This is a genomic window from Streptomyces sp. NPDC018031, from assembly GCF_044327625.1.
Taxonomy (GTDB): Bacteria; Actinomycetota; Actinomycetes; order Streptomycetales; family Streptomycetaceae; genus Streptomyces.
Genome location: NZ_JBIRFT010000002.1, coordinates 429,102 through 441,989 on the forward strand (window position 1 = coordinate 429,102; position 12,888 = coordinate 441,989).

Consider the following 12,888-nt stretch of genomic DNA (forward strand, 5'->3'; position numbering starts at 1 on the left):
CGCAGGCGGCAGGGTTCCACACTCCCCGACATGACGAAGCAGCCCCGGCCCACCGGTCACGTCCCACCCGTCCACCCCGCCGACGGCGGTACCCCGACCCTGCACGGCAAGGTCGCCGTGGTCACCGGGGCCGGGACCGGCATCGGCCTGGCCACCGCCCGCGCCCTGGGCGCCGCCGGCGCCCACGTGGTGGCCGTCGGCCGCCGCCGGGAGCCGCTGGAGCGGGCCGCCGCCCACCCCGGCATCCACCCGCTGCCGGCCGACATCACCGCCGACGGCGCGCCGGAGGCGATCGTCCGGCACACCCTGGACCACCACCGACGGCTGGACATCCTCGTCAACAACGCCGGTGTCACCCGCCCCGGCACCTTCGGCGAGATCACCGCCGAACTCTTCGCGGCGCACACCGCCACCAACGTCGTCGCCCCCGCTCTGCTCGCCCAGGCCGCGCTCGCCCCGCTGGAGGAGGCGGGCGGCGTGATCGTCAACGTCAGCACCGCCGTCGGCCAGCGCGCCTGGCCCGGCCGCTGGGTCTACGGCGCCACCAAGGCGGCCGTCGACCTGTTCACCCGCAGCTGGGCCGTCGAACTGGCGCCGCGCGGCATCCGCGTGGTGGCGGTGGCCCCGGGCGCCATCGACACCCCGATCGGCGACCACAGCGGGCTGACCCCCGAACAGCTGGCGCAGACCCGGGCCTGGCAGCGGAAGCACACCCCGGCCGGCCGGATCGGCCGGGCCGAGGAGGTGGCCTGGGCGGTCACCCAGCTCGCCTCGCCGGGCGCCTCGTTCGTCACCGGGGTGGTGCTGCCGGTGGACGGCGGCGCCGTCGTCGGCTGAGCCGCGCCGGACCGTCCCCCGGGGCCGGTGACCGCGCCCGGCCGCCCCGCCTGGTAGAACGATGCCGGACGGCGGAGGGGGAAGCGGTGCGGATCGGTGAACTGGCCCGGCGGACCGGGAGCACGCCACGCGCCCTGCGCCACTACGAGCAGGCCGGGCTGATCACCTCGGACCGGGCCGCCAACGGCTACCGGGAGTACCCCGAGCGGGCGGTCCGGCGGGTGCGCAACATCCGCTATCTGCTGGCCGCCGGACTCACCCTGGACGACGTGCGCTGCTTCCTGCCGTGCCTGGACGGCGACCTGTCCCGGGCCCCGGCCGGCGAGGAGGGGCTGCGCGTCGCCCGCAACCGGCTCGCCGTGCTCGACGCCCGGATCGCGGCGCAGACCGAGGCGCGGAACCGGCTGGCCGGCGCCCTGGCCGAGGCCGGGGCGCCGGAGAGCGGGCCGGGCGCGCCGCCCGCGGCCCGGGCGGACGCGGGCACCGCCGTCCCGGTGCCGGGCGCCGCCCGGTAGCCGCCCCGGACCGGCATCCGGGCCGCATCCGGGGCATCCGGACCGCATCCGGACCGGCATCCGGGCCGCGGGCGGGCACGGTCCTCCGGCGGGCCGGCCCGGGATCCCGCGGTCCTCACAGCAGCCTCAGCTGGGTGGGCGGCGGCGGGACGTCGGGGGCGGCCGCGGGCCGTACGGCGCGGCGGGCCGCACCCGTGCCGGCCGGCCCGATGCCGTACTCGGCGGCGAGTTCGTGCACCTGCCGGGTGATCCGCCGCTGGTACCACTTCGGGGCGTAGGCGCCGTCCCCGTACAGCGCCTGGTAGCGGCGCACCAGCCCCGGATGGTGCCGGGTCAGCCAGGCCGTGAACCACTCCCGGGCACCGGGCCGCAGATGCAGCACCAGCGGGGTCACCGAGACCGCCCCGGCCGCCGCCACCGCCCGCACGGTGGCGCGCAGCTGACCGGGCGTGTCCCCGAGGAAGGGGATCACCGGGGCCATCAGCACGGTGCACGGGATGCCGTGCGCGGCCAGGGTGCGCACCACCTCCAGCCGCCGTTCGGGGGAGGGGGTGCCCGGTTCCACGGTGCGCCACAGCTCCCGGTCGGTGAAGCCGACCGACACCGAGACCCCGATGTCGGTGACCTCCGCCGCCGCCCGCAGCAGCTCCAGGTCGCGCAGGATCAGGGTGCCCTTGGTGAGGATGGAGAACGGGTTGGCCCGCTCGGCCAGCGCGGTCAGGATGCCGGGCATCAGCCGGTACCGGCCCTCGGCCCGCTGGTAGCAGTCCACGTTGGTGCCCATCGCGATGTGCTCGCCGCGCCAGCGCCGGGAGGCCAGCTCGCGGCGGAGCAGCTCGGGCGCGTTGGTCTTCACCACGATCTGGGAGTCGAAGCCCAGGCCGGTGTCCAGGTCGAGGTAGCTGTGGGTCTTCCGGGCGAAGCAGTAGACACAGGCGTGGGTGCAGCCGCGGTAGGGGTTGACCGTCCATTCGAACGGCATCCGCGAGGCGCCCGGCACCCGGTTGACGATCGACCGGGCCCGGATCTCGTGGAAGGTGATGCCGCGGAACTCGGGGGTGTCGAAGGTGCGGGTGGTGACCGTCTCCGCGCCGAAGAGCGCGGGCGCGGCGGCCGCTCCGTCGTCGTGGGCCAGGTTGTCCCAGCGCATCGCGCTCACCTCCGTCGACCGTCCTCGTTCGAGAATAGAACATGTGTTCGCCCACGGGGGCACCGGCCCCGATTTTGGCGGCACCGCGGCGGATGATTGGGTGATCGGCGGGCGAGGGTCGCCGTAGCGCAACATCCAGGAGGAAGAGCCATGGGGCAGGTCGAGGCCACCACGGAACGGGTCGTCAGCGGCAAGCCGGAGGACGTGTTCGACGCCCTCGCCGACTACCGCGGTACGCGCGCCAAGCTGCTGCCCGAGCAGTTCAGCGAGTACGAGGTCCGGGAGGGCGGCGACGGCGAGGGCACGCTGGTGCACTGGCGCCTCCAGGCCACCAGCAAGCGGGTCCGCGACTGCCTGCTGGAGGTGACCGAGCCGAGCGACGGCCGGCTCGTGGAGAAGGACCGCAACTCCACCATGGTCACCACCTGGACCGTCACCCCGGCCGGTGAGGGCCGGTCCCGGGTGACCGTCGCCAGCACCTGGACCGGCGCGAGCGGCATCGGCGGGTTCTTCGAGCGGACCTTCGCGCCCAAGGGGCTCGCCCGCATCTACGACGCCGTGCTCGACAAGCTCGAGGCCGAGCTGAAGAAGTAGCCGGACGGGGTGGACCGCCCATCACCGGTTCGAGTGGTTTGCGGTGCGGTCGGGTTGCCCGCCGCGACCACTCCGACCGGGAGAAAGGGGGAGTTACGTCCCTCTCTCCAGTGAATTGCCGCACCTGATCGAAGTTGCCCGTGGTTGTCGCGTAATGCGAGAAATGGGCGGCGGCGCAGGCGCGACGAGGGGAGAGGTACGTGGGTGGCATCACCTTGCTCAGGGACGACGAGGGTCCACAGACTCCGGCCGCGTCCGGCACCGGGACGGCCGCCGGCGCCGCCCCGGCCGCCGCTCCCGGCGCCACCCGCGTCCAGGAGCGGCCGGGGGCCGCCGGCGGACCGGCACCGGTGGCGCCCGGGCCGGAGGCGGACACCCCCGCCGCGGGACCCGCCGCCGGCGGCGGGCCGGACGGACCCCCCGGACCGGCCGCCACTCCGGGAGCCGGCGCCGCGGCCGAGGCCGGCCGCCCGGCCACCGAGACCGCCGCGGACGGCGGGGCACCGGTCCCGCTCTCCCCGGCGCGCGTCCGGATGGTCTTCTTCGGCCTGATGCTGACGCTGCTGCTGGCGGCGCTCGACCAGACCATCGTGGCGACCGCGCTCCCCGAGATCGTCGGCGACCTGCACGGCATGGAGACCATGTCCTGGGCGGTCACCTCCTACCTGCTCTCCTCCACCGTGGTCCTGCCGATCTACGGCAAGGCCGGTGACCTGCTCGGCCGCAAGGGCGTCTTCGTCTTCGCGATCGTCGTCTTCATCATCGGCTCGGCGGTCGCCGGCTGGGCCGGCACCATGGACCAGATGATCATCGGCCGGGCCATCCAGGGGGTGGGCGGCGGCGGCCTGATGATCGGCGTCCAGGCGATCATGGCGGACATCGTGCCGCCCCGCCGCCGCGGCCACTACATGGGCCTGATCAGCGCCGCCTTCGGGCTCGCCTCGGTCGCCGGGCCGCTGCTCGGCGGCTTCTTCACCGACCACGCCTCCTGGCGCTGGTGCTTCTACATCAACATCCCGTTCGGGCTGGTCACCCTCGCCGTGGTGCTCGCCGTCCTCGACCTGCCCAAGCCCACCGCCCGGCCCCGGTTCGACGTGCCCGGCTCGGTGCTCCTCGCCGTCGCCTCCACCTGCCTGGTGCTGCTGACCAGTTGGGGCGGCACCGAGTACGCCTGGGGCTCACCGGTCATCCTCTGGCTGGCGGCCGGCGCCGCCGCGTCCGTGGTGCTGTTCGTGGTGGTCGAACGCCTGGTGCCCGAACCTCTCGTCCCGCTGCGGCTGTTCCGCGGGTCGATCTTCAACCTCACCTCGCTGATCGGTGCGGTGCTGGGCGTCGCGCTGTTCGGCGCCGCCAGCTACCTGCCGACCTTCCTGCAGATGGTGGACGGCGCCAGCGCCACCGAGTCCGGCCTGCTGATGGTCCCGATGATGGGCGGGCTGGTGCTCGCGTCCGTCGTCTCCGGCGCGCTGATCAGCCGCACCGGCCGCTACCGCGTCTACCCGATCGCCGGCTGCGCGCTCTCCGCCGCCGGCATGTGGCTGCTGTCGCTGATGGACCAGGACACCTCGCGCCTGGAGTACAGCCTGTGGATGGGCGTGCTCGGCCTGGGCGTCGGACTGGTGATGCCGGTGCTGGTGCTCGCCGTGCAGAACTCCGCCGACCCCGCCGACCTGGGCGCGGCCACCAGCGCCAACAACTACTTCCGGCAGATCGGCGGCAGCCTCGGCGCCGCGGTCTTCGGCACCCTCCTCGCCGACCGGCTCGCCGCCCGGCTGGCGAAGGAGCTGCCCGCCGACGGGCAGCTCCCCGACCCCGACTCGATCACCCCCGAAATGGTGCACGCGCTGCCCGCCGCCGTGCGCGACGGCTACATCGCCGCGTACTCCGACGCCATGCCGCGCATCTTCCTCTACCTCGTGCCGGTGCTCGTCCTGGGCTTCCTGCTCGCCTTCCTCCTCAAGGAGACTCCTTTGGTGTCCCCCGCCGACCACGCCACCACCCCCGCCGACCAGACCGTGCCGAACGCCCGGGTCAACGGCGTCGCCCCGCCCACGGCCGCGCCGAGCGCCCCCGTCGCCGCGGGCATCCCGGTGTGCGGCACCGTGGCCCACCCCGACGGCACCACCGTGCCCCGGGCCGCCCTCACCCTCATCGACGTGGCCGGCCGGCAGATCGGACGCGGCGCCACCGGTGACGACGGGCGCTACGCGCTGAGCACCCCAGGCGCCGGCTCCTACGTGCTGATCGCCTCCGCCGGCGGCCACCAGCCGCAGGCCGTCACGGTGACCGTCGGCGAACGGCCGGTGGAACTCGACGTGGTGCTCGGCGGTGCCGGCCGGCTGGCCGGCACGGTGTGCACCGCCGACGGCACCCCGGTCCGGGACGCCATGGTGACCCTCACCGACGTGCGCGGCGAGGTGGTCGCCTCCACCCGCAGCGGCCGGGAGGGCGGCTACGTCATCACCGAGCTGGTGGCGGGGGAGTACACCCTGGCCTCCAGCGCCCCCGCCTTCCGGCCCGCCGCGCTGCCGGTGACCGTGCAGGCCGCCCGGGAGACCCGGCAGGACATCGAGCTGGCCGGCGGCGCGGTGCTGCGCGGGGTGGTACGGGCCGGCGGCGGCCGGCTCGTCGAGGACGCCCGGGTCACCCTGCTGGACGCCGCGGGCAACGTGGTCGACACCGTGACCACCGGCCCGGACGGCGCGTTCCGCTTCATCGACCTGTCCGCGGGGGAGTACACCGTGATCGCCGCGGGTTACCCGCCGGTGGCCACCGTCCTCCAGGTCGCGGGCGGCGGCCGCACCGAGCGCGACCTGCAACTGGGCCACGAGGACCACTGATCCGGCGCGGGCGCGGCGGCGGCCGGGACCGGTGCCGCCCCGCGCCCGCGCTTGCCGGCGCGCCGGCGGCACCGCGCCGGCCGGCTCCGGCGCGCCCCCGGCGGGCCGCCCCGCCGAAAGCCTGCCGGCCGGCCCCGGCAGCCGGCCGGGAGGACCCGTGCCGTCACCGCCGGGGCACCCGCCGCCGTCGCCGGGGGCCGGGCGCCCGTTCCCGCCCGGGTCCCCGCCGGCCGGCGGCCCGGCGCGCGGAGCCGGCCCGCCGCCGGTCACGGCTCCGCAGGCCACTCCCAGAAGATGCCGTGCACCCCGGCCGGGCACTTGCCGGGGAACAGATGAGTGGTGTGGGACGGGTCGATCACCACCCGGGCTACCTGTTCCCGCTCGGTGTCGGTCCGGCGGCGGTAGTACTTGTGGCAGCTCACCGGCACGGCCGCGGCGTCGAAGCAGACCTGTAGCAGGTACTCGCGCAGGTTCGTCCGCAGCCGGCGCTCGTGGTGCGTGCTGTGCAGCGGACCCGACGGGATCCGCAGGTCGTAGCGGATCACCGCGGTCTCACCGCGGGCCAGCCGCCGCCCCAGCAGGACGTCGGCGACGACGCAGCGCAGCGACTCGGCGAACCGCACCGGCCCGAGGGCGCCGCTGTGCACGGTGAAGTCCGTCGCCGGTGAGATGTCGTTGTCCACCGCGTACACGAGCGTCAGCCGGTCCGGGCCGTCGCCGACCGCGCGCAGCACCTGGGTGACCGAGTACCGCCGGATGCAGCGGTCCGGACCCAGCCACACCGTCTCGTGGATGCTCAGCGGACTGATGTCCCGGTTGAAGTGGGCGAACGCGGCGCCCAGCGCACGCTCCTCCAGCGAGCCCGGCGGGAAGACCTGCCGGGAGGCCGCCAGGTCCACCGCGCCGGTCCGGGCCCTGCCCCGCGGGCGCTGCGGCTGCAGGAGCCGCACCAGGTGATCCGGCGGAACGTCCAGGATGTCCTCCAACTCCCGCACCGCGCGCAGCGACTGCGGGCGTTCGGGCAGGCTGCGACCGCGCTGCCAGTGGCTGAGGGTGGCCGCGCTGACCTGGAGCCCGCGGGCGGCCAGCCGGTCGCACACCCGCTGCAGGGGCAGCCCGCGCAACCGCAGCGCCTCCCGGAGCACGGCCGCGAAGGCCGGCGCGGCCGCCGGACCGGACGGCCCGGTCCCGCGCTCGGCGCCGCCGGGAGCGGGCGGCGGGCCGGTCCGTCCCAAGGGGCCGGCCGGGACCGGCACTCCGGCGGCGGGAAGTCTCCGGACGCCGCGCCGCGCGGCCCCGGACGGCGGAGCCGGCGCGCCCTGCTCGTCGGCGGGTCGCGGCATGGCACCTCCAGATGACGGCGGATGTGGAGCCGGAGTGTACGAGGGACGGACCGGCCGGGGGTATGGGCCGGGCGCGACCGGGTGCCGGCCGTGGCTCCCGGGTGCCGGCCGCTCCGTGCCCGGGGCGCCGGCCGGCCCGGTCGCCGGGTGGAGCGGTCAGGACCGGTGACCGCGGCGGCCGGGCTGCCGGGGCCGTACGGCGGTCGGGAACGGCGGCGGGGACCCGGCACCGGGCGGGGCGGCCACGGGCGGGTCGGGGAGCGGGGCGCCCGCGGTGCGGCGGCGGTGCGAGGCGTGCCGGCTCGGTGATCCGGCGCGGGCCGACGGCGGCGCGGCCGGTGACTCGCGGGCCGCCCCGGGCCGCGGCCGGCGGTGCCGGTGGCGCCGAGCGGACGGATGCGCGCGAAGGCCTGGACCGGCCCCGGACGGCCGCGGTGTGCCCTGAAGGGCCCGGCGGCGCGGGGGGTGGAAGCGCCGCGGGCATGACCCTCTCCTGCCGGGCCCGCCGCCGACAAGCCTCCGGCGGGCCCGGGTTTTCAACAGAATTCCCGCTCTCTGTATATCCCGCCGGGAGGCCCACGGAGGGGCGCCCGGGGAGCCCTCCGGCGGGTGGGCGCGCCACCTCCCGCTTCCGCGGCCCGCCGGGCGCGCTCTCGCGGAACCGCGACGCACCGGCCCGCACCGCCCGGCCCGGCGGCCTCCACCGGGTCCCGGCCCGGCGGCCTCCACCGGGTGCCGCCGCCTCGCCGGGTGCGGTGGCCTCCGCCGGATGCACTGGCCTCCACCGGGTGCGGTGGCGTCCGCCGGGCCCGGCTTCCCCTCCGCCGGGTGCGGTGGTGGCGTCCGCCGGGTGCCGGGGCGGCCTGGCCCCGGAGCGCCCGCCGGGCGGCGGCGGCCGACCGGGTGCGCGGCGGCCCGCCGCCGGGCGTGGCGCGAGTGCCTTCCGCGCCGCGAAGACGCTGGTGAGGCGCCCGGGTCGGCCGGTCGGGGGCGGTTGTCCACAGGGCCTGGCCCGGCTGTTCGGCGACGCGTAACGTGATGAGGCATGAAGATCCGCGTGTCGGAAGGCAGAGGGCCCGGGGCCGCCCCCGTGCCCGGTAAGACTGGTGCCGCAGCTGTCACCGGTCCCCCGGGCGGGGTGACGGGTGCCCACCGTCTCCCCCGCGACAGGACTGGTGCCGCGTGAAGCTTCTCATCAGCGCCGACATGGAGGGCGCCACCGGGGTCACCTGGCCCGCCGACGTGTTGCCGGGCACCCCGCAGTGGGAGCGCTGCCGCAGGTTCTTCACCTCCGACGTGAGCGCGGCGATCGCCGGGTTCTTCGACGGGGGCGCCGACGAGGTGCTCGTCAACGAGGCGCACTGGACCATGCGGAACCTGCTGCTGGAGGAACTGGACGAGCGGGCCCACATGCTGACCGGCCGGCACAAGAGCCTGAGCATGGTGGAGGGCGTGCAGCACGGCGACGTGGACGGCATCGCGTTCGTCGGCTACCACACCGGCGCGGGCGCCGAGGGGGTGCTGGCCCACACCTACCTCGCCAACTCCATCACCGGGGTCTGGGTCGACGGCGTCCGGGCGAGCGAGGGACTGCTGAACGCGCTGGTGGTCGCCGAGTACGGGGTGCCGGTGGTGCTGGTCACCGGCGACGACCTGACCTGCCGGGACGCCGAGGGGTACGCCCCCAGGGCCCGCCGGGTCGCGGTGAAGGACCATGTGTCGCGGTACGCCGCGGTGTGCCGGACCCCGGCCCGGACCGCGGCCGACATCCGGGCCGCCGCCAAGGAAGCGGTGGCGCTCGCGGGGCGGTACGAGCCGGTGCGCGGCGGGCCGTTCACGGTGGAGCTGGAGTTCGACGCCGAGCACCTGGCCGGGGCGGCGACCGTCGTGCCGGGCGTGGACCGCAGCGGGGAGCGGCGGGTGGCGTACACCTCACCGACCATGTACGAGGGCATCCGCTGCTTCAAGGCGGTCACCACCGTCGTGTCGGCGGCGGTGGAGGAGAGCTATGGCTGACCGGTACGACGCGATCGACGCGCAGGCACTGGACGAGGTGGTGCGGTTCACCTCCGAACTCATCCGCATCGACACCACCAACCGGGGCGGCGGGGACTGCCGGGAGCGGCCGGCCGCCGAGTACGTCGCGGAGAAGCTCAGCGAGGCGGACATCGCCCCGACCCTGCTGGAGTGCGAGCCGGGGCGCACCAACGTGGTGGCGCGGCTCGCGGGCAGCGACCCGGGTGCGGGGGCCCTGCTGGTCCACGGTCATCTGGACGTGGTGCCCGCCGAGCCCGCCGACTGGACCGTGCACCCCTTCTCCGGGGAGATCCGGGACGGCGTGGTGTGGGGCCGCGGCGCGATCGACATGAAGAACATGGACGCGATGATCCTCGCCGTGGTCCGCGCCTGGGCGCGCGCCGGGGTACGGCCCCGGCGGGACATCGTGCTCGCCTTCACCGCGGACGAGGAGGACAGCGCCGCCGTCGGGTCCGGCTTCCTCACCGACCGGCACGCCGCGTTCTTCGAGGGCTGCACCGAAGGCATCAGCGAGTCCGGCGCCTTCACCTTCCACGCCGGGCCGGGCCGCCGGATCTACCCGATCGCCGCCGGTGAGCGCGGCACCGCCTGGCTGAGGCTCACCGCACGCGGCACCGCCGGCCACGGCTCCAAGGTCAACCACGCCAACGCGGTCAGCCGGCTGGCGTCGGCGGTGGCGCGCATCGGCGAGTACCGGTGGCCGGCCCGGCTCACCCCGACCGTCCGGGCCGCCCTGCTCGAACTCTCCGCGCTCCAGGGCATCGAGCCCGACCTGGACGCACCCGGCTTCGACGTCGACGAGCTGCTGGGCAAACTCGGGCGGGCGGCCGCGCTGGTCGAGCCGACCGTGCGCAACAGCGCCAACCCCACGGTGCTGGAGGCCGGGTACAAGGTCAACGTCATTCCCGGCAGCGCGACGGCGTACGTGGACGGCCGCACGGTGCCCGGCGGCGAGGAGGAGTTCCGGCACACCCTGGACCGGCTCACCGGCCCCGACGTGGACTGGGACTTCCACCACCGGGAGGTCGCCCTCCAGGCCCCGGTGGACTCCCCGGCCTTCGCGGCGATGCGCGCCGCCGTGGAGTACTTCGACCCCGACGGCCACGTCGTGCCGTACTGCATGTCCGGCGGCACGGACGCCAAGCAGTTCTCCCGGCTGGGCATCCTCGGGTACGGGTTCTCGCCGCTGAAGCTCCCCGAGGGCTTCGACTACCAGGCGCTCTTCCACGGCGTGGACGAGCGGGTCCCCATCGAGGCGCTGCACTTCGGCGTCCGGGTTCTCGATCACTTCTTGCAGGAGGCATGAGAGATGGTGTCCACGGCCCCGTACGGGACCTGGAGTTCACCGATCGACGCCGCGCTGGCCGCGTCCCACGACGGCCGGCCGGAGTTCGTGGGCGTCGTGGGCGAGGAGGTGTGGTGGACCGCGCCCCGGCCGGACGAGGGCGGCCGGCGCACCCTGGTGCGGCGGCGGGCCGACGGCACCGAGGAGTCCGCGCTGCCCGCCCCGTGGAACGTGCGCAGCAGGGTGATGGAGTACGGCGGGGCCCCGTGGGCGGGCGTCGCGCGGGCCGCCGGCGGTCCGCTGATCGTCTTCGTGCACTTCGCCGACCAGCGGATGTACGCCTACCAGCCGGACAGCGGGGCGGGGCCCCGTCCGCTGACCCCGGTGTCCCCGGTGGGCGGCGGACTGCGCTGGGTGGACCCGCGGCTCCACCTCGGGCGCGGCGAGGTGTGGTGCGTGCTGGAGGAGTTCACCGGTGAGTCCGCCACCGACCTGCGGCGGGTGATCGTGGCCGTGCCGCTGGACGGTTCGGCCGCCGAGGACCGCGCCGCGGTGCGCGAACTCTCCGACGGCGCGCACCGGTTCGTGACCGGGCCGGAGCTCTCCCCCGACGGGCGACGGGCGGCCTGGATCGCCTGGGACCACCCGCGGATGCCCTGGGACGGCACCGCGGTGATGCTCGCCGACGTGGGCCCGGGCGGCGTCTTCACCGGCGCCCGGCGCCTGGCCGGGGACCCGGGCCCGGCGAGCCCGGCCGCGGCCCCGGCGGGCGGCACCGGCCGGGACGGGGAGTCGGTGGCCCAGGTGGCCTGGGCGGTGGACGGCACGCTGCTGTTCGTCTCGGACACCACCGGGTGGTGGAACCTGCGCCGCGCCGATCCCGGCGCCGAGCCGCGCACCGCCGACGGGGCCGTGCCCAGCACCGCGCTCTGCCCTCGCCCGGAAGAGTTCGGCGGGCCGCTGTGGCGTACCGGGCAGCGCTGGTTCCTGCCGCTGGAGAGCGGACTGATCGCCGTCCTGCACGGACTGGGCGGTACCCGCCTGGGCATACTCGACCCGGACAGCGGCGAACTGGTCGACGTTCCCGGCCGGTGGACGGAGTGGGAGCCGATGCTGGCCGCCCAGGGCACCCGGGTGATCGGCATCGCGGCGAGCCCGCACAGCGACTACGAGGTCGTGGAGCTGGACACCTGTACCGGCCGGGCCCGGGTCATCGGCGCCGAGCACCGTGACGTCGTCGACCCCGCCTATTACTCCAGGCCCCAGGCCCGGGTCTTCAAGGGCGTGGACGGCCGCGACGTCCACGCCCACATCCATCCGCCGCACAACCCCGACCACGCCGCGCCGGAGGGTGAGGCGCCGCCCTTCGTGGTGTGGGCCCACGGCGGACCCACCGCCCGTTCCCCGCTCGTCCTGGACCTGGAGATCGCCTACTTCACCACCCGGGGCATCGGGGTGGCCGAGGTCAACTACGGCGGCTCCACCGGCTACGGCCGCGCCTACCGCGAGCGGCTCCGGGAGAACTGGGGCGTGGTGGACGTGGAGGACTGCGCCGCGGTGGCCGAGGCGCTGGCCGACGAGGGCAGCGCGGACCGGTCCCGGCTGGCCATCCGCGGCGGCAGCGCCGGCGGCTGGACCAGCGCCGCTTCGCTGACCTCCACCACGCTGTACGCCTGCGGGACGGTCAGCTACCCGGTCCTGGACCTGACCGGCTGGGCGGTGGACGGCACCCACGACTTCGAGTCCCGGTACCTGGAGAGCCTCATCGGGCCGATCTCGGAGGTGCCCGAGCGGTACCGCGACCGCGCTCCGGTGCATCGCGCCGACCGGATCACCGCCCCGTTCCTGCTGCTCCAGGGCCTGGACGACCCGGTCTGCCCGCCCGTGCAGTGCGAGCGGTTCCTGTCCGCGATCGCCGGACGGGGCATCCGCCACGCCTACCTCACCTTCGCCGGCGAGGGCCACGGCTTCCGCCGGGCGGAGACCATGGTGCGCGCCCTGGAGGCGGAACTCTCGCTGTACGTCCAGACCTTCGGGCTGGCCCGGGCCGATGTCCCGGAGTTGCGGCTCACCACCTGACCGGCCGCCCCGGCCCGGCCGCCCGTCCCGGCAGCGCCGGTCCGTCCCGGGCCCCTCGGCCCGGGTTGCCGGTCCCGGCTCGCGCCGGTCCGTCCCGGCCGCCCCGGCGCCGTCTGCCCCGGGCGTCCCGGTCCGGCGGGCCGCCGCGGCCCGGGGGCGGGAGCCGCGGCCGGCCGGGGCACCCGCCCGGCGGTGCTCCGGTACCGGC

The 12,888-nt window shown here is 75.9% G+C and carries 9 protein-coding genes; 7 read left to right on the top strand and 2 right to left on the bottom strand.

Annotated elements, in window-relative coordinates:
• Window positions 1-30 precede the first annotated feature (30 nt).
• Window positions 31-837 carry an SDR family NAD(P)-dependent oxidoreductase gene (locus ACH4B3_RS08190; RefSeq protein WP_398461931.1) on the top strand — a complete coding sequence of 269 codons (807 nt, stop codon included), beginning with the start codon at window positions 31-33 and terminating at the stop codon, window positions 835-837.
• 86 nt (window positions 838-923) lie between these two features.
• Window positions 924-1,352 carry a MerR family transcriptional regulator gene (locus ACH4B3_RS08195; RefSeq protein WP_398461932.1) on the top strand — a complete coding sequence of 143 codons (429 nt, stop codon included), beginning with the start codon at window positions 924-926 and terminating at the stop codon, window positions 1,350-1,352.
• A gap of 115 nt (window positions 1,353-1,467) precedes the next feature.
• Here the strand turns inward: ACH4B3_RS08195 and ACH4B3_RS08200 are convergent, their stop codons facing one another.
• Complete coding sequence (locus ACH4B3_RS08200; protein ID WP_398461933.1) at window positions 1,468-2,502, bottom strand: Rv2578c family radical SAM protein; 1,035 nt, start codon at window positions 2,500-2,502, stop codon at window positions 1,468-1,470.
• 150 nt (window positions 2,503-2,652) lie between these two features.
• On the opposite strand from ACH4B3_RS08200, the gene ACH4B3_RS08205 reads away from it, so the two are divergent.
• The gene (locus ACH4B3_RS08205) at window positions 2,653-3,096 is read left to right on the top strand and encodes an SRPBCC family protein (RefSeq protein WP_398461934.1); all 444 of its coding nucleotides are present in this window, start codon (window positions 2,653-2,655) and stop codon (window positions 3,094-3,096) included.
• A gap of 209 nt (window positions 3,097-3,305) precedes the next feature.
• The gene (locus ACH4B3_RS08210) at window positions 3,306-5,936 is read left to right on the top strand and encodes an MFS transporter (protein ID WP_398462322.1); all 2,631 of its coding nucleotides are present in this window, start codon (window positions 3,306-3,308) and stop codon (window positions 5,934-5,936) included.
• Between the two features lie 266 nt (window positions 5,937-6,202).
• On the opposite strand, the gene ACH4B3_RS08215 is transcribed toward ACH4B3_RS08210, so the two are convergent.
• On the bottom strand, window positions 6,203-7,279 hold the full coding sequence (locus ACH4B3_RS08215; RefSeq protein ID WP_398461935.1) for a helix-turn-helix domain-containing protein: 1,077 nt from the start codon (window positions 7,277-7,279) through the stop codon (window positions 6,203-6,205).
• 1,182 nt (window positions 7,280-8,461) lie between these two features.
• Here ACH4B3_RS08215 and ACH4B3_RS08220 point away from each other — a divergent pair.
• Genes ACH4B3_RS08220 through ACH4B3_RS08230 form a run of 3 tightly spaced genes read left to right on the top strand, consistent with a single transcriptional unit; the run spans window position 8,462 to window position 12,680 of the window.
• Complete coding sequence (locus ACH4B3_RS08220) at window positions 8,462-9,295, top strand: M55 family metallopeptidase (RefSeq protein WP_398461936.1); 834 nt, start codon at window positions 8,462-8,464, stop codon at window positions 9,293-9,295.
• Window positions 9,288-10,622 (top strand): M20/M25/M40 family metallo-hydrolase, encoded by a 1,335-nt coding sequence (locus ACH4B3_RS08225; RefSeq protein WP_398461937.1) that lies wholly within the window; start codon window positions 9,288-9,290, stop codon window positions 10,620-10,622. The genes ACH4B3_RS08220 and ACH4B3_RS08225 overlap by 8 nt, the downstream gene beginning before the upstream one ends.
• Window positions 10,623-10,625: 3 nt before the next feature.
• Window positions 10,626-12,680 carry a S9 family peptidase gene (locus tag ACH4B3_RS08230; RefSeq protein ID WP_398461938.1) on the top strand — a complete coding sequence of 685 codons (2,055 nt, stop codon included), beginning with the start codon at window positions 10,626-10,628 and terminating at the stop codon, window positions 12,678-12,680.
• Window positions 12,681-12,888: the final 208 nt, after the last annotated feature.

Bases quoted from the DNA above. Each gene is read 5' to 3' on its own strand.
- ACH4B3_RS08230 (WP_398461938.1), top strand. From the start codon at position 10,626: ATGGTGTCCACGGCCCCGTACGGGACCTGGAGTTCACCGATCGACGCC.
- ACH4B3_RS08225 (WP_398461937.1), top strand. From the start codon at position 9,288: ATGGCTGACCGGTACGACGCGATCGACGCGCAGGCACTGGACGAGGTG.
- ACH4B3_RS08215 (WP_398461935.1), bottom strand. From the start codon at position 7,279: ATGCCGCGACCCGCCGACGAGCAGGGCGCGCCGGCTCCGCCGTCCGGG.
- ACH4B3_RS08200 (WP_398461933.1), bottom strand. From the start codon at position 2,502: ATGCGCTGGGACAACCTGGCCCACGACGACGGAGCGGCCGCCGCGCCC.
- ACH4B3_RS08205 (WP_398461934.1), top strand. From the start codon at position 2,653: ATGGGGCAGGTCGAGGCCACCACGGAACGGGTCGTCAGCGGCAAGCCG.
- ACH4B3_RS08190 (WP_398461931.1), top strand. From the start codon at position 31: ATGACGAAGCAGCCCCGGCCCACCGGTCACGTCCCACCCGTCCACCCC.